General features: G+C 67.3%; 20 protein-coding genes. All 20 read right to left on the bottom strand.

Features of this window, described 5'->3' with window-relative positions; translation table 11 throughout:
• Nucleotides 1–2: 2 nt before the first annotated feature.
• A complete protein-coding gene (locus tag ACOOHB_RS07905; protein ID WP_420444246.1) occupies nt 3–710 on the bottom strand; it encodes a hypothetical protein in 708 nt (235 codons plus the stop codon).
• A complete protein-coding gene (locus ACOOHB_RS07910) occupies nt 707–3016 on the bottom strand; it encodes a hypothetical protein (protein WP_420444247.1) in 2310 nt (769 codons plus the stop codon). Before ACOOHB_RS07910 ends, ACOOHB_RS07905 begins: the two co-directional genes overlap by 4 nt.
• Nucleotides 3013–4944, bottom strand: coding sequence for a hypothetical protein (locus ACOOHB_RS07915; RefSeq protein ID WP_420444248.1), 1932 nt, complete (start codon nt 4942–4944; stop codon nt 3013–3015). Before ACOOHB_RS07915 ends, ACOOHB_RS07910 begins: the two co-directional genes overlap by 4 nt.
• Nucleotides 4945–5125: 181 nt before the next feature.
• Nucleotides 5126–5560, bottom strand: a complete 435-nt coding sequence (locus tag ACOOHB_RS07920; protein WP_420444249.1) for a hypothetical protein — start codon at nt 5558–5560, stop codon at nt 5126–5128.
• Nucleotides 5557–5982: a transcription antitermination factor NusB gene (locus ACOOHB_RS07925; protein WP_420444250.1), complete on the bottom strand. Its 426-nt coding sequence runs from the start codon at nt 5980–5982 to the stop codon at nt 5557–5559. The genes ACOOHB_RS07920 and ACOOHB_RS07925 overlap by 4 nt, the downstream gene beginning before the upstream one ends.
• Before the next feature lie 38 nt (nt 5983–6020).
• Complete coding sequence (gene efp / locus ACOOHB_RS07930; RefSeq protein ID WP_420444251.1) at nt 6021–6587, bottom strand: elongation factor P; 567 nt, start codon at nt 6585–6587, stop codon at nt 6021–6023.
• A 70-nt stretch (nt 6588–6657) separates the two neighbouring features.
• On the bottom strand, nt 6658–7146 hold the full coding sequence (locus ACOOHB_RS07935; protein ID WP_420444252.1) for a type II 3-dehydroquinate dehydratase: 489 nt from the start codon (nt 7144–7146) through the stop codon (nt 6658–6660).
• 8 nt (nt 7147–7154) lie between these two features.
• Nucleotides 7155–8312 carry a 3-dehydroquinate synthase family protein gene (locus ACOOHB_RS07940; protein WP_420444253.1) on the bottom strand — a complete coding sequence of 386 codons (1158 nt, stop codon included), beginning with the start codon at nt 8310–8312 and terminating at the stop codon, nt 7155–7157.
• Between the two features lie 121 nt (nt 8313–8433).
• Nucleotides 8434–9105: a prepilin peptidase gene (locus tag ACOOHB_RS07945; RefSeq protein WP_420444254.1), complete on the bottom strand. Its 672-nt coding sequence runs from the start codon at nt 9103–9105 to the stop codon at nt 8434–8436.
• 53 nt (nt 9106–9158) lie between these two features.
• Entirely contained in the window at nt 9159–10097 is a 939-nt protein-coding gene (gene aroE, locus ACOOHB_RS07950; RefSeq protein ID WP_420444255.1) for a shikimate dehydrogenase, read from the bottom strand.
• 23 nt (nt 10098–10120) lie between these two features.
• Nucleotides 10121–11509 (bottom strand): endolytic transglycosylase MltG, encoded by a 1389-nt coding sequence (gene mltG, locus ACOOHB_RS07955; protein ID WP_420444256.1) that lies wholly within the window; start codon nt 11507–11509, stop codon nt 10121–10123.
• A complete protein-coding gene (gene ruvX, locus ACOOHB_RS07960) occupies nt 11496–11924 on the bottom strand; it encodes a Holliday junction resolvase RuvX (RefSeq protein WP_420444257.1) in 429 nt (142 codons plus the stop codon). The genes mltG and ruvX overlap by 14 nt, the downstream gene beginning before the upstream one ends.
• Nucleotides 11925–11958: 34 nt before the next feature.
• On the bottom strand, nt 11959–14622 hold the full coding sequence (gene alaS / locus ACOOHB_RS07965) for an alanine--tRNA ligase (RefSeq protein ID WP_420444258.1): 2664 nt from the start codon (nt 14620–14622) through the stop codon (nt 11959–11961).
• A 72-nt stretch (nt 14623–14694) separates the two neighbouring features.
• Complete coding sequence (locus ACOOHB_RS07970; protein ID WP_420444259.1) at nt 14695–14964, bottom strand: hypothetical protein; 270 nt, start codon at nt 14962–14964, stop codon at nt 14695–14697.
• Nucleotide 14965: 1 nt separating this feature from the next.
• Nucleotides 14966–15370: a hypothetical protein gene (locus ACOOHB_RS07975; protein ID WP_420444260.1), complete on the bottom strand. Its 405-nt coding sequence runs from the start codon at nt 15368–15370 to the stop codon at nt 14966–14968.
• Nucleotides 15367–17181, bottom strand: a complete 1815-nt coding sequence (gene aspS / locus ACOOHB_RS07980) for an aspartate--tRNA ligase (protein WP_420444684.1) — start codon at nt 17179–17181, stop codon at nt 15367–15369. Before aspS ends, ACOOHB_RS07975 begins: the two co-directional genes overlap by 4 nt.
• A gap of 31 nt (nt 17182–17212) precedes the next feature.
• The gene (hisS, locus tag ACOOHB_RS07985; RefSeq protein ID WP_420444261.1) at nt 17213–18589 is read right to left on the bottom strand and encodes a histidine--tRNA ligase; all 1377 of its coding nucleotides are present in this window, start codon (nt 18587–18589) and stop codon (nt 17213–17215) included.
• Nucleotides 18590–18717: 128 nt separating this feature from the next.
• The gene (locus ACOOHB_RS07990) at nt 18718–19137 is read right to left on the bottom strand and encodes a type II toxin-antitoxin system VapC family toxin (RefSeq protein ID WP_420444262.1); all 420 of its coding nucleotides are present in this window, start codon (nt 19135–19137) and stop codon (nt 18718–18720) included.
• Nucleotides 19134–19448, bottom strand: coding sequence for a type II toxin-antitoxin system Phd/YefM family antitoxin (locus ACOOHB_RS07995; protein ID WP_420444263.1), 315 nt, complete (start codon nt 19446–19448; stop codon nt 19134–19136). The genes ACOOHB_RS07990 and ACOOHB_RS07995 overlap by 4 nt, the downstream gene beginning before the upstream one ends.
• Nucleotides 19449–19560: 112 nt before the next feature.
• Nucleotides 19561–21798 (bottom strand): RelA/SpoT family protein, encoded by a 2238-nt coding sequence (locus tag ACOOHB_RS08000; protein WP_420444264.1) that lies wholly within the window; start codon nt 21796–21798, stop codon nt 19561–19563.
• Between the last annotated feature and the right edge of the window lie 171 nt (nt 21799–21969).

The raw sequence follows: 21969 nt of genomic DNA on the forward strand, positions 1-21969 counted from the left end.
GCTCAACTCCCTGCCGGATTAGTTGTCGGCAACGGTGCGAGGGCGTCCGCGCCAGGTGTCGAGAGCGCGAGGCTCGTCGAACGGCCCGAGGGGCACAGCGGCCAGCCGTCGGGCGGCGCCGGCCAGACCACCAAACCACCGAGTTCGACGGCTGCCGCAAGACGGGCGGCAAAGGGCGCGTCCACTCGGACGACAATGCGAGCGTCACCTCCGTCGGCGAGCGTCGTCACATCGAGCGCGCACCCACCGAGCACCGTCGACACCACGGCCCGGCTGCCCGCTCGCGGCCCAGGTGCAGGCCATGCTCCCGTGTCGGCCACGAACTGCATCGACGTGACTGCGCCCACCACATCCTGGGGCGCCTCCAGCAGCGCAGGTGTGACGAAGGTGCCCGCAGGCACGTCGTGCGCAACCGCTCGTCCAGCAATCGCGTCGGGATCGGCGAACCGGGTTGCAAGTGCCTCCGGTACTCCCACCACCTCGAACGCTCCCGGAGGCTGACCTGCCATCCATGCCTCGGAGGTCACTGCTACGAGTGCTTGAGGTGGCTCAGTGTGCGGGCGGCCCCAGAGCCAGATCGCCGCAACCACGATCGCGACGATCGCCAGTGCGGCGCCCAGCCGCCAGGGTTCAGGGCTTCGCCGGGGCAAGCCAGCCACCGCTGCCTGCTGCTCGTCGCCGAGGTAATCGGCTTGCGAAGACAGAGTCACAGCCCTGCTCCGCTCGCTGTGACCGTCACGCGGCCGTTTGCGTAGTCGCTCAGCGACCTGATCCAGTCCACGCCCGAGGCAACGGTGACCCAGCACGCATCGTCGCCATGCGGCTGAGCGCTTCGGGTGCTTGTCCCGTTGGCCGTCTGTTGGGGCTCGAAACACACTTGGACATCCCAGGCATACGCCCCTGGGTGACCGAAGAGCCATCCACAGGCCGCCGATGCTTCCGGACCGGCGGCGACTGCGACCGGGCATGCAGGCGCGGCCGGATCCGCACCCGGCTGGTGCCACTGGCTCAGCAGCAATTGCTGGTCCGCGCTGAGTGCGTCCCAGCGGTCAACGAGATGCCGAGTACCGGCATTGCCCTCCATGAGCCGGCGCTCGGCGGCGATCCACGGCCGCATCTCGGACCAGTTCGACCGTACCCAGGTGGCGATCCAGCCGCAGTCCCCGTCGACGACATCCAGCGAGCCGGACACCTGCATCCAGCCGCGACCCGGCGCCACCAGCAGGAACTCACCCCCACCGGGCATGTGCTGCTGGAGACTCGTGCCCCCAGGGGCCGCACGCACATGCGAGACCCAGACCAGCTCGTCGACGATGCCCGCGAGACGCTGCTCGGTTGGAGTCGCAGTGCATGTGTCCCCGAACGGGCGCACCGGGGGCTGCGCCGGGGGTGCACTGGGGTCGGGATCGGGGTTCGAGACCGGTCCTTCGGGATCAGAAGCGGGATCAGGACCGGGATCGCGATCGGGATCGTCGTGAGGGGTGTCCGGTTCTTCGCCATCGACCGGTTCAACCTGGCCTCCGATCTTGGTTTCGTCTGCGGACGCTTCGGTAGTGGTGGTCGTCGACGATGGTGGCGGCGGCGGATCGGTCGGTTCAGGTTCGGGAACCGGCAGGCATGCGTAGTCATAGGAGCCGTTGATGCGACTCTGCACATAGGGGGGCAGGGCGGAAGAATCCGAGCAATCGAACACGCACACCCGGTACGTCTCGGCTCCGCGATCGGGGTGAACGTGCTCTTGGATCTGTGTATGTGCAAGTTCGCCGATCGCGGGGCAATAGGTGCGGATGGTCGTTTCTTCGCAGTCGCCCGGCAAGATGCACTTCTTGAGCAGGTCGCTCTCGGTGACGCAACTGCCACCATGATCCGGTCGGTAGACCGTTCCCTCGATGTCTTTGCACACGTCGGGTTCGGAGTCCCAAGCGCGCCCCGGCAGCTCGTCACAGGGCACATACGACAGCAGGCCGTCCGAGCAGCGATCGATACCGAGCTCTGCGAGCCGCTCGTCGCTCTCGCCCGCAAGGTGGTGCAACGGCCGGGCGGTGCCGTCGGGTGTCACCGAAGGCCCTCCGCTGGTGTCCTGGTCGGTGCCGGTGTCCAGGTCTGAACTTGGACTCGACGACTGGCACGACAACACGCCGGGGCCCATTCCGCTGATGGCGTCTGCGTAGCGGGGCACTGTCCCAGACGGGCAGCTCTGCTGCGGAGGCGCGGACGGATCGCCAAGCCTCGTCCGTTGACATTGGTTTCCCACGGGGTCCCAGCCCGTGCCACAGGATCCCTGCGAGACCCGCCGGGTCTGCCATTCGACCACGGTCTCGTAGATGGGCTCGGTCGTGTAGTGGCGGTTCTCCACGCGGTCCCAGTAGCCCGTCTCCACCTCGGTGTAGATCGGCTCTTCGCGCCAGTAGCCAGGAATGGTGACCGTGTGCGACCCCTGCCATTCGTACACCGGCACGTTCCGGCAGTTGAAGTGCTGGCCCGAGAGAAAGTCGTAGTCGCAGCGCCGTGTGGTCCCGACCTGCACGCGTACCGGAGGAACCAGCGGCTCGACCACTTCCCTGGGCGGAACCCAGATCCGATTCGTACCTGTCTGTTCTGGGCGCGTTCCCGTCGGCACCCAGACTTCGTCGTAGGTGGAGTGGCTGTACACCTGCCGGGTCCGGCCGGTATCCACCTGTCGCGACACCCGTCGCTGGCACTCGTGGCCGCCAAATTGCCCTGCGACACGGGTCCAACCCGACGGGCAGCTCGACGGGCGGAGCACCGTCTCGGTTTGGGGTGTACGGCATTGCCCACTGCCGCTGTCGAGCACCATCGAGCCAGGACAGCTCAAGACCGGCGGAACGGAAGACTGCGCCCCAGCTTCACTGCCGAGCCCGGCTGCCGCCCCGACCACGGCTGCGAGCACTGCAGCGATCGCCCCAAGCGTCCACCACACAGACCGTCCGATCCCCAACCGAGCATCTGAGGGGGAGCCGGAGCCGCCGGGTGCAGGATCCTCGGCAGCCGTCACGGCGCCATCTCCAGGAGGCTCGGTGCAAGCGGCCACCAGTACAGGTCGGTTTGCGGCGGCCAGCCGGCTTGCGGGCATGGCGGCATGGGTCGTGGGTAGGCCCGCTCAGCGTCGGTCAGCGGCAGCGAGCCCGGCGGCCACGGTTTCTTGACCCGGCGCTCGGGCGGCCGTTCCAGCGCCTCGACGATTACCGACTCGCCTGGCGGGCAGCCGAGGATCTCCTCGAGCGATTTGAACGGAGACAGGTACATGCGGTCGTGCCAGCTGACGCCGGGATCCCATGTTGTGGCGGACAGCTCCGACGTCACGACAGGGGCGTTGGTTGCGGCCTCCCGCAGCGCCTCCCATTGCTCGGGCGTGCAAGGTTCCTCCAGTTCGGGTCGATGCAGCTCGCCGCCGACCAGGACCCCGACGGGGATGCCCGTGCTGCACCAGAACTCCAGGTGCCAGCCGTCATCGCGATGTGCCCGCCACGCCTCCCGCTGGGGCACGTCGACCCACTTGCGGACAGCGATCCACTCATTGCGAACCCCCGAACCCCAGGCCCCGGGCTCGGTCCAGTCGATCGTCGCCGCATGCGCTTGCTGGGCCTCGGCCAGCCACTGCACGGCCTGCTCAAAGGTCTCGCTGTCGCAGGCCCCATCGAACAACGCGTTGCGCAAGACGCGGTAGCTGTGACGGGACCAGGTGAGCCACATGGCTTCCACCTGTGGCCGATGTTCGGTTCCGGCGTCGAGCCGCTCCCCCGTTGATGCATCGACCAGGAACGACTGCCCCGGCGCATGGCAGACGACAGCGAGCGCGTGACCGGCCGCCGACAGATCTGCAACCCACGCCCGCTCGACTGGCGGCGTGGTGAACACCAAGCGCAGACCGCGTGCCCACAGCGACTCCAGCTGCCGAGTGCGATGGGACTCGGTATAGACGCCCGGCGTGATCGAGGCCAGGTCGCTGCACGCCTCCCAGACAGTGCCTGGGCCGAGGCTGAGGGCTGCGTGGCCGACGAGGGAATCGGTCACCGCTCCCTGAGCGGCCCGGCGAGTCAGCCACTGGTTGGCCTTGGCTGACCAGTCGCCTGGGAAATACCCGAGATCGGTCAGACTGTGACCGCCGAGCGCCAGTTCCATCGGCTCGCCGGGGCTGTAGACCAGCAGCTTGGCAATGTCGTTGACCGTGGTTCCCCACGAGTGCATCGGACGGCGCCCGGGAGATCGCATGCCTGCGATGAAGGCCTCAAGAGCGGCGCTTGCCCGATCCCTCTCTGCTGCGGTTTCGCCGACATCGACGCCCAATGCCTGCGAAGTCGGGTGCGGGGGGCACAGCGACACGTGGTCGTAGGCGGATCTGCGATCTGCGACCAGACGTGTCTCGTATTCGAGTCCCGCGGGGTCCACGACCAACTCCCAGGCCGTCTCGGTTCCAGCACGCTTTTGCGCAACCCGGGTGCCGCCGGCCAATGCAGCTTCCGCGGCCGGTACGTAGGGCGGCATGGCCTCCCAACGTGAACGCTGTGACACGACGTGCCGGAAGCCCGCGTCCATGTCGGCGAGCAGCGCCGACTGCGATCCGACCACCGCCACCGTGTCGTCCACATCCGAGTCGGGATAGGGCGCCCACGGCACCCAGATGCGTCCGCCGCCGATCTGCACTTCAGGCGGCAGCTCAGGCGACAGCTCACGCAACCGCGACTTTGGGAACTCGCCGCTGCCGGCGACGATCGTGCGGGCTTCGGTGATCGGCAGTTCGAACAGCGCCGGATCCGGCGCGTCAGCAGCCGGAGTGCTCGGCGAAGCCGCGATCGTCGGCCCTGGATCCGCCGGCACCACCACGTCCCGACTGCACGCCGCGAGCACTGAGATGAGCACCACCATCGGTGCGCCTGCCCGCAGGCAGCCCGACAAGACCCTTCGGCATGGGATTGTGACCATCGCACAGCTCCTGCGGACTCCGAACCCACGGCCGCCTCGCTTCCTCGAGGCCGTCACCAGCGGATGGTTAAGAGTTCTAGGCGCGCTGTATCAGTACATTCCAATGATTTTCAATCCCTATGAAACTTTAGACCGTGGCGCGAACACCCAGAAGGTCGAAATGGCCGCCGACAGGCTGCCTTCAGCGCTCAGTGGCGGGAACTGTGATGGCCGGTTGCGGACGGTGCTGCCGGGCCCACAGCGCCAGGACCATCGAGAGGACCAGCGTGGTCGGCAGGAGCACCACGATCGCCCGGTCGGCACCGATGCGTGTCACCTGCCGGCCCCCGGTGAACACCACGAGCCCCATGAACAGGCTCATCCCAGCGAAGTAGAACGCGAATACGTCGCCGCGGCCGTACACGTCGTCGAAGAGGAGCTGGCTGCTTCCCAAGAACGCGACGAACGAGCCCATGTCGAACATGACGGCCAGTGTCGAGCCGATGGTCACCTTGGTGGCGAAGGCGGGCAGCGCCATGTCGATGCCCAGTGCCGTGGTGGCGCTGATGGCGCCCAGCAGGAAGACGAGCTCCCGTTCGGCGATCCTGTGTGACCCTGGACCGCCGTCGGTCGTCAAGATCTGCCCATAGCGGTGGCGAGGACGCCGTTCACGAGGGCCCCGCTGCGATCAGTGGCGCCCAGGCTGTGCGCCAATTCGACGGCTTCGTTGATGACCACGGCTGCCGGAGCAGCCCCCCGTTCAAGCTCGAAGAGTCCCTGCAGCATGATCAAGCGGTCGCAGATGCCGAGGCGCTGGGGAGTCCACCCCACGTTCAGCAGCCCCGCGAGACGCTCGGTCAGCGCATCTTGGCGGGCGGCGACACCAGTGGCCAGCTCGAGCGCGAATGGGTCGAGATCGCTGATCTGCTGTGCGAGCACGTCCGACAGCTCGCACGATTTCATCTCGGCCTCGTACAGCAATTCCACCGCGCGCTGGCGCGCCTCGCGCCGGCGGGTCGGCTCGTCGGGGGCTGCGAACGGGTCGCTGGAGCGAGTCATGGCAAAGGACCTGAGCCCGTCTCAGCAACCCGGCGGCGTTAGCCGCGGGCGCGCTCGATGTAGTCGCCGCTGCGGGTGTCTACCTTCAGCCGCTCACCGGCCTCGATGAACAGCGGCACCTGCACCACCAGTCCGGTGGACATCGTGGCCGGCTTGCGCGCACCCGACACCCGGTCGCCCTGCACGCCTGGGTCGGTGTCAGCCACTTCGAGCACGACCGATGCGGTCAGTTCCACGCCCAGCACCTCGTCGCCGTGGCGCACCACTGTGGCCATCTCGCCTTCCACCAGGTAATTCGTTGCGCTGCCGGCAGCGGCACGGGTGACGGGAAGCTGCTCGTAACTGTCGGTGTCCATGAACACCAGGGAATCGCCGTCGGCGTACAGGTATTGCATGTCGCGGTGGTCGATGAGCGCTCGCTCCATCCGTTCGCCGGCCCGGAATGTGCGCTCCACCACAGCACCGGTGCGCACGTTGCGCAGCGTCGTGCGCACGAACGCGCCGCCCTTGCCGGGCTTGACGTGCTGGAACTCGGTGACCTGAAACAAGCCGCCGTCGAGATCAAGCGTCATGCCGTTGCGGAAGTCGGCAGTGGAGATGGCCATATCAACCTCTCGGAGTCAACCTGGGCGGATCAAAGCGGTCGCAGCGGGACAGTACAAGCACGGCTCGCCTTTATGACGGGTCGCTGGCCTCGTCGCCGGGGTCCGGAGTCTCTGCCGCTGCGGCTGCCGCATCGATGGCAAGCGCGACCGCTCGGGGGTAGCCAGCGCCTCCCTCTCCCGCTACCCGGGCGCTCGCCAGCGGCTCCACCACCGACAGGCGCCGCCATGACTCGCGCTCGCGGGGCTCGGACAGGTGCAGCTCCACTACGGGTCCGTCGAACGCGGCGAGCGCATCGTGCAGCGACCAGCCGTAGTGGGTGAGCGCACCGGGGTTCACCACGATCGCCCCGACGCGGCCGATGCCCGAATGCACCGCGTCGACGAGGTCGCCCTCGTGGTTGCTCTGGCGGTGCTCGAGATCCCAACCGCGTTCGGTTGCGGTCCGGCGTGCAGCCCGGACGTGGTCGAGCAGCGTGTCGGTGCCGTAGATCTCGGGTTCGCGGGTTCCCAACAGGTTCAGGTTCGGACCCGACAGCAGCAGTACAACGTGGCGAGCCATGGCCGCAATTACATCCGCTCGAGCGCGCTTCGCAGCATGCTGGGATCGACGTTGGGCACCACTTCGAGACCGTTCGGCCCGTCGAGCACGAACGTGATGCCGTCGGTGGCCTTCTTGTCTCGGCCGAACAGCTCGATGATCTCGTCATGGTCGACACCGGGGGGAAGCGCAGTGTCGAGCCCGTAGGCCTCGAGCACTCGCTCGTGTGCGGCCACACGTTGGTCATCGATGCGGTCCATCAATCGCGCCACCAAGGACGCGTAGCGCAGCCCGATTGCCACCGCCTCGCCGTGGCGCAGGTCGAACCGTTCGACGATCTCGAGCGCGTGCCCGAGCGTGTGGCCGTAGTTCAGCAGCGCCCGACGACCGCCTTCGGCCTCGTCAGAGCTCACCACTTCGGCTTTGATGGCCACACACGCCGCAATCAGTTCGTCGCGCGCTAGCTCATCGAATTCGCAGCCATCGAGCAATCTCGACCGGAGATCATCGCCTCTGAATTGCCGCCGCAGTAACGATCGGTGGTCGGCGTAACGACGAACAACGCTGGCATCGTTGAACATCTCGAGGTGCGCACAGGCGTTTCCAATAAGTTCAGCCGCATCCGACCTGCCGCCAATGAAGTGGTACTTCGCCAACTCACCAAAACCGGCACGAAGTTCGCGCTCCGGCAGTGAGTCCAGCACTTCTGTGTCGCACAGGACCGCTGCTGGCTGCCAGAACGCTCCGACGAGATTCTTGCCCTCCGCGAGGTTCACGCCGGTCTTGCCGCCTACCGCAGCGTCGATCTGGCCCAGCAAGGTCGTGGCGAGATGCACAACGGCCACGCCCCGGTGGTACACCGCCGCGGCGAAACCAGCCACGTCAGTGACCACACCGCCTCCGACGCCCACCACTACATCACGGCGGGTCAGGCCGAAGCGGGCGAATCCGCGGCACAGCTCTCCAATGGTGCCCAACTCCTTGGCCTGTTCGCCGTCGGGGATCGCGAAGGTCTCAAATGGAACGCCCGGGTCAACCTCGACGCCGATGCCCGCCTGGGTGACCACGGCGGCTCGGCGCGCGCTGGCGGGCATCAGCTGCGCTAGGTCGCGGCGCACGCCTTTGCCGACGAGCACCGGATAGGTGCGTTCACCCATCGGCACGGTCACGATGAGGGGCTCGGACATCACGTGCGAGGGTACCGACGCGGCACGGGACGGCTGTCCGGAAACAACGCAACCCAAGTGCCCGACTTCCTGGCTGGATATCCGCCCAGCAGCGACCAGCGACGTGCCGGTCACACGGCGCTCATGTGGCGAGGCCCGCCGGCGCGGACCACCAGATGACGGCGAGTGCGCCAGCCACCAGCGATGGTCCGAGCGCGAAGCGGTAGTCGCGGCCGCGGCGCAGCACCACCACTCCCGCGGCGCCAACCAGCGCTGCAATGGCGAAACCGGCCAGCAACCCTTCCAGCACCATGTTGAACCCGCCGAGCCCCAAGTGCATGCCCAGGTACCCGCCCAGACGCACATCGCCGTAGCCCAGGCCGCCCCGCGCGCCAAGCCAGACGAGGTGCATCATCCCCCACCCGACAAGTCCGCCGATGGCTGCGGCGGCCAACGCCCGTGCCACGCCTGCGGGGCCGGCTTCGATCGCTGCAGCCCCGCACACCAGGGGAATGGCAACGGCGGCAACCGCACGCAAGAGCCGGGTGGGTATCAGGTGGGTGCGCAGGTCGATGCCGGAGATGACCACACCTGCCCATCCGAACGCGAGCAACGGTGCGAGGTAGGCGCTGTCGCCGAGTCGCAGGACAAGGGCGGCCGCGATCGTGACGCACGACGCGATCGCCAGAGCCGGGTGCAGGCTGACGCCGAAGCTGCGCTGAGCACAGCGTGAGGCGACGGTTCCCGCGGCTGTGCCGCCGAGCACGATCGCTGCAATCGCAGAAAGGCTCAGGTCTGCCGTTGCAATGGTCACGCCGATGCCCCTCCGGTCGCCGACGGCCGTCGGGCCGCGTGCGGGCCGGGGTGCTACCCGGCGAGTTCCAGGCCCACAGCCGCAGCCATCACGTCGATGGGTGCGTCGCGGCCGGTCCACATCTTGAACTGCCCGGCGGCCTGGTACAAGAGCATTCCGACGCCGTTGAGCGTCATGGCGCCTGCAGAGGCGGCCGCTTCGAGCAATGGGGTCCGTTCGGGCCGGTAAATGAGGTCGGCGACGATTTGGCGTGACCGCAGCAACGCCGGATCGAACGGCAGCGGATCAATCTTGGACATGCCAAGCGGGGTGGCGTTGACCACCAAGTCGGCGTCGCGCACCGCCCTCGGGCCGCCGACCATGGCTGCGCTGGACGAAGCGACTCCTGCGGTCGCACCCGCCGCAGCGCCTAGCGCGGCCGCGCGCACTGCCGCGTCCGCCGAGCGGTTCACCACGGTCACCGAGGCTCCTTGTGACGCGAGCGCCACGATCACCGCACGGGCTGCCCCGCCCGCTCCGAACACCACGGCGTGCATGCCGGCGGGCTCCACACCCGCCTGGACCCTCAGCGACGCCAAGAACCCGTCGCCGTCGGTGTTCTCCCCGATCAGCCGGTCGCCTTTGCGGCGCACGCAGTTCGCGGCCCCCAGCAATGCAGCGGCGGGCGACAGCTCATCGCAGGCAACAGCAACGTCATCCTTGTGAGGCATGGTGACCGAGAGGCCTTCGATCCCCAGCACACGCATCGCTGCCACCGCATCGGCGCCCTGCCCGGCGGGCACTGCGAACGCCGTGTAAACCCAGTCCAGACCCAGATGGGTGAACGCGGCATTGTGCAGCGCCGGGCTGAGTGAATGCTGCACGGGATCACCGATCACCCCGGCGACCTTCGTGCGCCCGCTTGGGCGCAGCATCGACTCAGCGCGCCCGCTCGGGCGCAGCATCGACTCAGCGCGCCCACTCGGGCGCTGGTGCGCCTCTTCGTCGCTCATCTCCTCACTCTGCCCGACGCGACTTACCCGCAGAGACCCAATTCGACGCACACAGCCTTGTCGCGCTGGAACTCCTCGTCGGTCTCGGAGAACGACAGGGTGCCGTCTTCCGACGTCAGCACGAAGTACATCCACGGCCCGTCCTGCGGATTCAGCGCCGCTTCGAGCGACGCACGCCCTGGCGCTGCAATCGGTGTGGGCGGCAGCCCCACGAGCACCCGGGTGTTGTACGGCGAGTTGACCGCCAGCAGCTCGGCGGTCAGTTCCTGGGTGCCCACCGCGTACACGACGGTGGCATCAAGGCCGAGCGACCAACCTCGCGCCAGGCGGTTGTAGATCACCCGGGCCACCTTGGCCCGGTCTTGCGGACGCTGGGCCTCGCGCTCGATCATGCTGGCCACGATCAGCGCCTCGTATGGCGTCAGTCCCACCCGGCGCGGGGCATCGTCGTAGACCAAATCGGTCAGCACGGCATCGAGCCGGTCGACCATGAGCGCCACGAGCTGCTCAGCGCTCGTCTGGGAGTCGTAGAAGTACGTGTCAGCGAAGAGCTGCCCCTCGGCCGGATCGATGACCCCGTCGGGCAGCACGCGCGGCACCGGCGCCACCAGTGACAAGACGGGCCGGGAGCGCACCGCCTCACCGAAGTCCCTGCCGCTGAAGCTCAGGCCCTCCACCTCGTCAAACATCTCGACCATCTGCGCGATTGTCAGGCCTTCGGGAATCGTGAGCGGCAGCTGGAGGGCTTGCGCGACCCGGCCCGGCCCGGCTTCGAGCACCGACAGCGTCTCGGTGACCGACGAGTTGGACTGGAACGTGTACTCCCCGGCCTGGAACGCCGGGCCGCCCTTGAACCTCACATACCACTCGTAGGCCCGAGAGCTCGGTATGACGCCATGTTCTTCGAGCAAATCGGAAATGCTGCCGGTGCTCGAGCCCAACGGCAGGGTCAGCACGATCTCGCCGCTGGGCTCACCCGGCGGGTCGAGCTGTTCTTGCACCCAGCGAAACGCGCGGCTGCCAGCCATCCAGGCGACGAGGCCCAGCACCACGAGGAACGCCAGCGCGCCGAGAGTGCCGGGCCCACGTCTCGTGCTGACCACCTCGAAGTCGACGCCGCGGCGGCCCCCGACAGTCTCCGGCAGAGTTCCGATGTCAACAGCCGGTTCTCTGGGAGACGGCGACCGCCCGGGATGCCCGCCGGCGCGTTCTGAACCGGGTCCGTCGGGGATCTCTGGGCCCGGCGCGAGGCCTGGCTCAGCGCCCGGAGTCTCGCCACTCGGTGCCAGCCCGACGAGGCCGGCAAGCCGATCGGCCAGCCTGCGCACAGCCGGCGGAGTTCTCATGACGGTTGCCCGGCTGGCTTCGCCGCCGTCGAGGGGGGCTTCGGTGCTGTCGTCAGTCACGGGCATCGAGCCACGACTGCAGGATGACCGAGGCAGCCACCTTGTCGATGACCTTGCGGCGGGCAGGGCCCCGCACTCCCTGTTCGATGAGGATGCGCTCGGCGGTCACCGTCGTGAAGCGCTCGTCGTGCAGGACCACCGGCACGTCGAGCGCCGCCGCGATCTCGTCAGCCTCGGCCCGGACGCCAGCGGCGGCCGGTCCTTCGCTGCCATCGAGCGACGTCGGCAGGCCGATCACGACCACCTCCGCACCCACGTCAGCGACCATACCTGCGAGCGCTCGGTGGTCCCGGGCACGTTCGCCGCTGCGTTCGAGGACTTCGTATGGCACCGCCACTGCAACATCGGCAGGGGCGAAGGCCACGCCGATGCGCTTCGAGCCGAGGTCTACGCCGATCGCCCGCATCATCGGGCCTGACACAGCTGGCCTGTCTTGTTCCGTGGTACCCGGCGCCTCAAGCCCCGAGTGCCGCCACTCGGGCCTGGGCCAGGGCGTCGCCGATGCCGTCAGGATTGCGACCGCCGGCCACCACTAGCGGCGGGTCGCCTTTCGCGCCAAATCCTCCGCCGACCGTCCGGGCAGCGTCTCGTAGAAGGTCGCCTGCCGACAGGTTGCCGGCCGGATCCACCGCCGCCACCAGGGCCACTCCCCCAGCGGTGGGCGCAGAGGCCAGCACGACGGCCCGGATGCCCCCACGGTCGCGCACCGAAACGGCCAGGTCCCTCAGCGCATCGCGCTCGAGATTCCCGAGGTCGGCGATGACCACGCCGTCGTCAGCCGTGGCGGCCAGTTCAGCGGCCCGCGACGACGCCATCGCGCGTTGCAGGTCGCGCACCTGCCGGCGCAGCTCCTTGGTCTCGTCCAGACGCCGTTGCACCGCAGAGGCGATCTCATCTGGTTGAGCGTTCAACATCTCAGCCAGCGAATCCAGCGTGTCCTCGGCGTCCGCGAGCCGCTCGACGGTGGCGAGCCCGGTCACCGCCTCAATGCGTCGCATGTTCGAACCGATGCTCGACTCCGAAACGATCCGCAGGTGCCCGATGTCGCCGAGTGCGGCCACATGGGTACCCCCGCAGAGCTCGGTCGAGTGCTCCCCCGCTTCGAGCACACGCACCACGTCGCCGTACTTGTCGCCGAAGAACGCGATGGCGCCAATGGCTTGCGCGTGGTTCATCGAGGTCTCGTAGTGCCGGCAGCGACCGTTGGTGATGATCTCGGCGTTCGCAACGCGCTCGATCTCACGCAGCTGGTCGCGGTTGACGCCCTGGTAGTGGCTGAAGTCGAAGCGCAGTCGGTCTGGCGCCACCCGCGAGCCCGCCTGCTTGACGTGATCGCCCAGTACCTCGCGCAGCGCCCAGTGCAGGATGTGGGTGCCGGTGTGGTTGCGTCGAATGGCCGCCCGCCGGTCTTCGTCGATCTCGGCGCTGACCAGCGATCCGGCCTCCACGTCTTCGCCGTGAACGCGCCCGATGTGGCGGTGCAGGTCGGCAAGCGCGTTCGTGCAGTCGAGTACCTCGATGCTGCCGTCGGGTCCGGAGATGGTCCCGACGTCGCCGATCTGTCCACCGCTCTCGGCGTAGAACGGCGTGCGATCCAAGAACACCTCGACGAGGTCATCGCCGCCGTCCTGATCATCGGGTTGAGCTATCTCGAACACCGCCAGTACCCGCGCCTCAGACACCGTCGGCGTGTCCCGTACGAATTGAGTTGGCCCGAACTGCGCCAGGATCTCCCGGTAGCGCTCGTCCGCGAAGGTGGGGCCGCCCGAACGACCTGCCCGCGCTCGCTCGCGCTGGCGTTTCATAGCGGCTTCGAAGCCGTCACGGTCGAGGCCCAGGCCGCGCTCGGCGAGGATCTCTTCGGTCACCTCCACCGGGAAGCCGTGGGTGTCGTGCAGCAGGAAGGCGACCTCGCCGTCGAGCACTGTGTTGGCTGATTCCGGGTTGGCCGATTCCGGGTTTGCTGATTCCGGGTTTGCTGCATCTGCCGAGTCGAGTCCGGCGGTGGCTTCGTCGAGGATCTTCAGGCCCGCAGCGAGCGTGGTCCGGAAGCGCTCCTCCTCGCGGGCGACCACGTCGGCGATGAACTGCCGATTGGCAATCAAATCGGTGTAGTGGTCGCCCATGACGTCGACGACGATGTCCACCAGCCGGGGCATCACCACTTCGTCCACTCCCAGCACCCAGGCGTGGCGCACGGCACGGCGAATGATGCGACGCAGCACGTAGCCGCGGTCTTCGTTGGAGGGGAACACGCCGTCGGAGATGAGCATCGCGGTGGTGCGGGCGTGGTCGGCGAAGATCCGCATCGAGACATCGGTTTCCGGGTCTGCGCCGTAGGTCTTGCCGCAGATGCGCTCGGCTTCGGACAGTAGCGGAGCGAACAGGTCGATGTCCCACGCCGCTGGCACGCCTTGCAGCACCGCCAGGATCCGTTCGAGGCCGGCGCCGGTGTCGATTCCGGGCGCTTCCAGCGGTGTCATCTCGCCGGTTCCATCGGCTGCGAACTGCATGAACACGAGGTTCCAGATCTCGACGAAGCGCTCCTCGCCGCCATGTGCAGGGCCGCCGTCGGGGCCATGGTCGGGTCCGAGGTCGTAGAAGATCTCGCTGCACGGCCCACATGGGCCGACATCGCCCGCTGCCCACCAGTTGTCCTTGTCCAGGCGCTGGATGCGCTCGGCCGGAACGCCGACCGCGCTCTGCCAGATCTCGGCGGCCTCGTCATCGCTGACGTGGACGGTCACCCAGAGCTTGTCCCGTTCGAATCCGAGCACCTCGGTGACGAACTCCCACGCCCACGGGATGGCTTCAGCCTTGAAGTAGTCGCCGAAGCTGAAGTTGCCCATCATCTCGAAGAACGTGAAGTGCCGATTGGTGCGGCCGATGTCGTCGAGATCGTTGTGCTTGCCACCCGCCCGCACGCACTTCTGGATAGTGACCATGCGGCGCGTCGGTGGCACCTCGGAGCCGAGGAAGTACGGCATGAACGGCACCATGCCTGCCACCGTGAACAGCAGCGACGGCTCGTGCGGAATCAGGCTCGCGGAGGGGCGAACCTCGTGGCCTCGCTCTGCCCAGAATGAGCTGAACGCTTCACGCAGTTCGCCGGCGCGCATCGGAGCAAGGATACTGATCAGCCTGCGCGGCCTCCGTGGCCGCCGATGAGCCTGCGCGGCCTCCGTGGCGCCTCAGGCGGCCTCGCGGCGGTGGCGGCGTTCAGTCCACCGACGGTCACGTTCGTCACGCAGCCGCTGCTCGGCGTCTTGCATCTGGCGCTTGCCGTCCCGCAAGGCGATTCGCAGGTCGCGGCGCAACTGGCGTGCGGTGCCCAGCACATTGGCCGTGCCCCGTACTGGTGCGTAGCGGTCCAGGAGCACCCGCAGCCGCCGTTGCACCCACAGCGAGGCCCCAGCGCCCAATCCGGCGCCCAGGGTCAACCAGCGCATCCGCTTCAGCATCTCAGCGCTCCGTACTCTCGCTGCTTCCAGCAGTGCTCCCACTGCTGGGAGCAGTCTCGCGCCCTTCGTCTGAGGGTTTGCCCCGGAAAACGGAAAAGGCTGAACGAACTTTGTCGACGGGGACCGAAGCGGCCCGCGCCGTAGCGGCCCCGGCTGACTCAGCCAGCCCTGCGACCTTCTGGGCAACGTTCAACAGGTCACGCAGGCGGCTGATCTCGGCCTGGGCCATCTCGGCGGTGTCCGCCAGTTGGCTCAGTGCCGGTCCGGCCTTGGTATCAAAGTCTTCAAGCTTGCGCCGAAGCTCTCGCATCAGGCCGAACGCCTGAGTCAGCACAGCGACGAGCACTACGAGCGCGATCACGACGCAGACCGTCACCACCACCGCGGCAAGATCGCTGCCGCTCATGCTTCGTCCTCTTCGTCGCTGAGCACGAGCGCGAGGCCCAGTTCGTCGAGCTGGACATCGGAGATCGCAGACGGGGCATTCGTGAGCGGGTCGGCGCCGGACTGGCTCTTGGGAAATGCGATGACCTCACGGATGTTCTCCTCGCCGCACAGCAACGCCGCCAGGCGGTCGATGCCGAAGGCGAAGCCGGCATGCGGCGGAGCGCCGAACCGGAATGCATCCAGCAGGAATCCGAATCGCTCCTGCGCTGCGGCGGGCTCGATGCCCAGCAGGTCGAAAATCTGCTGCTGGATATCGCCCCGATGGATCCGGACGCTGCCCGAGCCCAACTCCCAGCCGTTCAGCACCAGGTCGTACGCCTGAGAACGCACCTCGAGCAGCGTGTCGGCGTCAAAGCCTCCACCGGCCGCCATCCGCGCCGAGGCCGCGGCGACCGCGTCGAGATCATCGGTGTGGGGCATCGTGAACGGGTGGTGTGCCGGCGCCGGAAGGCCCTCCGCGTTTACGTCGTCGAACAGCGGGAAGTCCACGACCCACAGGAAGTTCAGGCCACCCTCGTTCACCGGCGGACGGCCCAGCTCCAGTCGCAGCAGTCCGAGCACACCGCTGGCCTTACGCCAGGTGTCGGCCACCAGGTAGCACATGTCCCCCGGCTCGGCGCCCAGGCGCTCCAATACACCGTCAATCTCGGCGTCGGACATGAACTTCGCAACCGGCGAGGTGACGGCCAGCCGGCCGCCTGCCGCGCTGCGGGCTCCGTCAGCCAGCGGCTCGCCGACGCTGACTCGTATCCACACGAGTCCCTTGGCGCCCCAGCGCTGACACTGCTTGGTGAGATCGTCGACTGCATTGCGGCTGATGTCGCCACCGCCGGGCACCCGGATGCCCCGTACGGCGGGCGCCTTGAACGCATTGAATCCCGTCTCGGTGAACAGGTCGCTGAGCTCGACGAGTTCAAGCCCAAAGCGCAGGTCCGGCTTGTCGGATCCGTAGCGGTCAATCGCTTCGTGCCAGCTGATCTCGGGCATCGCATCGGGGCGCACGCCGGTGATCTCTTCGGCGGCTTCTGCCACTGCGGTGCTGATCACTGCTCGCACCTCAGCGCCGGTGGCGAAGCTCATCTCCAAGTCGAGCTGGGTGAACTCGAACTGGCGATCCGCCCGCAGGTCCTCATCTCGCAGGCATCGAGCGATCTGGTAGTAGCGGTCGATCCCGCCCACCATGGCGAGCTGCTTGAACAGCTGCGGGCTCTGGGGCAGCGCATAGAAGCGGCCTTGATGCAGCCGGCTGGGCACCACGAAGTCGCGGGCGCCTTCGGGCGTCGAGGCCACCAACGTGGGCGTCTCGATCTCGATGAACTCGGCGGCCTCCATCGAGCGCCGGATCGCTGCGTTGATGCGCGCCCGCTTCACCAGATTCGAATGCATGCGGGGGTTGCGCAAATCCAGGTAGCGGTGTCGGATGCGCAGCATTTCGTCCACGTCGGTTCGACCGTCGATCTGGAACGGCGGCGGCTCTGAGCGAGACAGCACCTCGACGGTTGCATCGCCGATCTCGATCTCGCCCGTGGCCAGGTCGGGATTCGCAGTATCTGATGGGCGCTCCCGAACTGTCCCGGTCACCGCCAGCACGTACTCCGAGCGCAGATCGTGCGCGTGATCTACGACGCACTGCACGATGCCGGTCCGGTCGCGCAAGTCGACAAACGCCAGGTGCTCGCCATGCTCACGACGCCGGGAAACCCAGCCGCACACGGTGACTTCCCGGCCGATGTCGGCGCGGCTGAGCCGCCCGCAATAGTCGGTACGCATGCCAGTGATCACTCGGTCTGTCCTTTGGAATTCAAGCTGGGTTTGGGCTGTCGCCCGAAGCGGGTGCCGGGGCGTTCAGCGTGTCAAAGACGGCTCGCAGCGTGCCCAGCAATTCAGACCGCGGCACGGTCTGCTGCGGCAGGTCAACGCTGCCGCCGTCGGGGCGTCGCAGCGGCCGGACGGTGACCGTGCCAGCGTCAATCTCGTCGGTTCCCACGATGAGTGCGATCTCAGCACCGGAGCGGTCTGCGGCGCGCATCTGCGCTCGTATGGACCGGTTGTCGAAGGCACGGTCGGCCCGCACGCCGATGGACCGCAGCTCGTGGGTGAGGTCGCGCGCCACAGCCCCCCCAGCGGTGTCGATCACCCACACCTCGGCTCGCTGCGCCGGCACGTCGAACACGCCCTCGGCGTCGCATGCGAGCAGCAGCCGCTCGATGCCCAGCGCAAACCCGATGCCAGGCGTGGGCGGCCCGCCGAGCGCCTCGACGAGGCCGTTGTAGCGGCCGCCTCCGCAAATGGTGTCCTGGGCGGCGTCCAGGCTCGCGGCGCGGAACTCGAACGTGGTGCGGGTGTAGTAGTCGAGACCCCGCACCAGCTTGGGCTCGACTACATGTTCGATCCCAAGAGCGCCGAGGCCCTCGCGCACCCGTTCAAAGTGGGCGGCCGTCTCGCCGGACAGGAAGTCAGTGATTCGCGGAGCCTCAGCAGCCACCGCTGCGGTTGCCGGGCGTTTCGAGTCCAGGATGCGCAGCGGGTGGCGCTCGATCTTGTCCCTGTCGCTGGGATCGACGTCGTCAGCCCGGCGTTGCAGGTAGGACGTAAGCGCCTCGCCAAACGCCAAGCGGGTGTCAGCGTCGCCCATGGAATTCACCAGCAGCGGCACCCGCTGCAGCCCGATGGCACCGAAGAGCTCGGCCGCTAGAGCGATGATCTCGACGTCGGCATCAGGGTCGTCGGTGCCCAGCGTCTCTGCGCCGATCTGGTGAAACTGGCGGTAACGGCCCGCTTGGGGCGCCTCATAGCGGAAGAACGGCCCCTGGTACCACACCTTCCAAGGCGTCGTCGGACGGTGCTGGGCGAATGCCCGGCACACCGATGCCGTTCCCTCGGGCCGCAATGCGAGGCGCCTATCGCTGCGGTCAACGAACTCGTACATCTCCTTGCCGACCACGTCGGTGCCCTCGCCAATGCGGCTGAACACGCCGATGTCCTCGAAGATCGGCGTCTGCAGGTAGCCGAAGCCCGCCCGGTCCGCTGCGTCGATGAATGTGCCCAGCAGCGCAACCCAACGGCCCGATTCGGGCGGGGCCAGATCGTGCGTGCCAATGGGCGTCCGGAACGATCTCCCGGCTGTCACGTCATCGCCGCCGGTAGGGCGCGCAGGCGTCGAAGGCGTACCGGACATGACCAGCGCAGGCTACGGCCCGACCAGCGCCAGTCCTAGCTCAGCTTGCATCGCCCCGACTCGGTGAATGGCGGCGGGAGCGCCGATTGCATATCGACATTCGTGAGCGATGGTGTCGATTGACGAGATCAGGCTGCTGGATCGAGCAACTGGACGAGACGAGTCCTTTCGGTCCAGTCGTGGATCGCTGCATCTGTCGTCGCCAGAGTCAGCCCGTGAAGCATGGCCGTGGCGACGATCACCTGGTCGGCGGGATCGCGGTGAAATCCCGAGTTCATGAGCAAGGCCGACTCGACTGCGATGTCACCGTCAACGGGCAGCTCGCGCAGACCCGACGCGAGACGCTCACGGCGCCACGTCGCCGGGTGCTGACCGAGGTTGATGCGGCCATGGTGGTGCAGCCGAGTGGTCTCGACGAACGTAATCGCGGACACCGCCACCTCGCCGTCATCAAGACCACTCTCCACCGCGTCCTTGAACTCATTGCTGAGTGCGTCGCTGTCGGACACCAACCGCAGCAGCACGTTGGTGTCAAGCAGGAGGCTCACTGCGGCCGGGCCGGCTCGAGCACCTGGTCGGGTCGGGCGATCATGTCCCAGTCCTCGGTTGGGATCGCTGGCTCGCTGTCGATGTCGGCGAGGATCTGAAGCTGTCCCACGCACGACCCCACGAGCTTCGGCCGTTCATCTCGGATTGCGCTTACGCGTACCACTGCGCGACGACGCTTGGTGACGACGATCTCGGCACCGGTCTCGTGCACCTCGTCCATCAGGCGCAGACAGTTCGTCTTGAATTCGCCCGCTGCAACGACGCGCCCAGCCAATGCGCCATGATGCGTGCCCATTTCATCCCTTGCCATGACTAGAGCCTAGTCGCAACGTCCACACCATGGTTACCAATTGACGACTATATAACTAGCCCAAGGCGCACGGCCACCGCTGGGCCGGGCCCTCAGCAATTGGTGCGCACCCTCAGTACTCGGTGCGGGCGAGGCCTTCGATTGAGCGGTACGCGTCGAACACGCCATTGACGTCCCGGAGCGCCGCCAGCAGCTGATCCAGCAGCACCGGGTCGCCGACCTCGACTTCGAATTGCATCACCGCGACCTGATCGTCGCCGACGAACGTTTCGCAGCTGGCGATCGACAGGCCATGGCGGCCCGAGACCACGTTGACCACGTCGAGCAGCAGCCGGTTGCGGTCGAGGCCCCGGACCTCCAGCGCCGCGGCGAACTCGCCTGCCCAGCTCTCGTCCCACTCCACCTCGACTTGTCGGGCATTTGACGACGTGGCCAGCTCGGCCGCGTTGGCGCAGTCGGCTCGGTGCACCGAGAGACCGCGCCCACTCGTGGTGAAGCCCAGGATCTCGTCACCGCGCACGGGGCTGCAGCAGCGGGCGAGGCGCACCAGCGAGTCGTCGTGGCCGTCGACATGAACGCCCGCGGAGCGGCGGCGGCGTGAGCCGCGCTGGCTGGCGGGGCGAGCCGGCAGTTGCGCGCCGTCGCCGTCGCCGCGCAGGTTGTCGACAAGACGCTTGGCCACTGAATGGGGTGCAATGTCGCCCTTGCCGACGGCTTCGAAGAGCAGCTCGGCGTCGGGTCGGCTGAACTGCTCCGCCACCGCACCCATCTCGTCGCCTTCGATGAGCAGCGACGCCTTGAGCCCTTCGTTTTGCAGCTCGTCCGACACGGCCTCCCGGCCGGCAGACACCCACTCCGACCTATCAGAGCGAGCAAACCAGCGTCGGATGCTGTAGCGGGCCCGGGGGGTGACCGCAGTCTCCAGCCAATCGCGCGACGGCCGGGTTCCCGGATCGTCTGATGTGAACGCTTCGATCGTGTCGCCCGAGCGCAGCTGCCGGTCCAGCGGCACCAGCCGTCCGTCGATCTTGGCACCGATGAGCGAATCGCCGATGTCGGTGTGGATGGCGTAGGCGAAGTCAATGGACGTGGCGCCGGTCGGCAACGTCACCACGTCGCCCTTGGGCGTGAACACGTACACCTCACCGTGGCCCAGATCGCTGGCGATGGTGCGCATGAATTCGGCCGGGTCGTCGGACTCTGCCTGCCACTCGACCAGGCGGCTCAGCCACGGCATGTCCGCCTCGGCGGCCGAAGCGCCGTTGCGCCCCGCCTTATAGCGCCAGTGCGCCGCCACCCCGAATTCCGCTCGCTGATGCATCTCGTCAGTGCGGATCTGCACTTCCACCGCTGTGCCCGAGGGCCCAACGACCGTCGTGTGCAAGGACTGGTACAGGTTGAACTTGGGCATCGCGATGTAGTCCTTGAACCGGCCAGTCACCGGCTTCCATGTCGCGTGGATCGAGCCCAATGCTGCGTACGCGTCGCGGATCGTGGGCACCACCACCCGGATGCCCACCAAGTCGAAGATCTCGTCGAACGAACGGTTCTTGATGACCATCTTCTCGTAGACGCTCCAGTGGTGCTTCTTGCGTCCGGTCACCGTGGCGTCGATCTTCATCCGGGACAACTGCTCACGGACCTCGGTCAGCACCTGATCGACGTACCGCTCCTGTTCAGGTGTGCGCTCGGCCAGCATCCGGTCGATCTCGGCGTAGCGCTTCGGGTACAGCGCTGCGAACGCCAGGTCCTCCAGCTCGTCTCGCACTTGCTGCATGCCCAACCTGTTAGCGAGCGGTGCGTAGATGTCGAGCGTCTCACGGGCGATGTCGGCCTGCTTGGTGCCATCCAGAGCTCCGATCGTGCGCATGTTGTGCAGGCGGTCCGACAGCTTGATCATCAGCACGCGCGGATCGTTCGCAATCGCCACCAGCATCTTGCGCAGCGTGGCGGCCTGCTGCGCCTGCTTGGAAGCGAAGCGCACCCGGTCGAGCTTGGTGACACCGTCCACGATGGCCGCCACCTCGGAGCCGAACTCGTCGGACAGCGCCACGAGCTCGACGCTGGTGTCCTCGACGGCGTCATGCAGCAGCGCTGCGGCGATCGAGGTGTCGTCGAGGCCGAGATCGGCAACCACTCTGGCCACCGCCACCGGGTGGGTGATGTACGCCTCGCCGGTCTTGCGTCGCTGACCCTCGTGCGCCTGTGCGGCAGCCTCGTAGGCTCGGATCACGAGTTCGGGCGATCGCTTCGGCCAGAGTTGCCGGTAGCGCTCGACGACAGGCGAGATGTCGGCCGCGACCGTGTTCGCGATGCGTCGCCACGGCAGGACGCGCGACACCGCAGGCATGGTCCTAGCCAAGCTGGCCGGCGTAGTGTTCGACTGGAGCAAGGTCGAACCGGCGTGAACTCACACTCTCATTCTGCCGTGATTGACAAGGACCCCGTTGACAATGCCCGGCCGATCACGGGTAATGCGCTTCTGCAAGCGACAGGCAATGGGAGCAATTGCCGTATCTTG

This window comes from Candidatus Poriferisodalis sp., from assembly GCF_965215815.1.
Lineage (GTDB): Bacteria > Actinomycetota > Acidimicrobiia > Acidimicrobiales > Poriferisodalaceae > Poriferisodalis.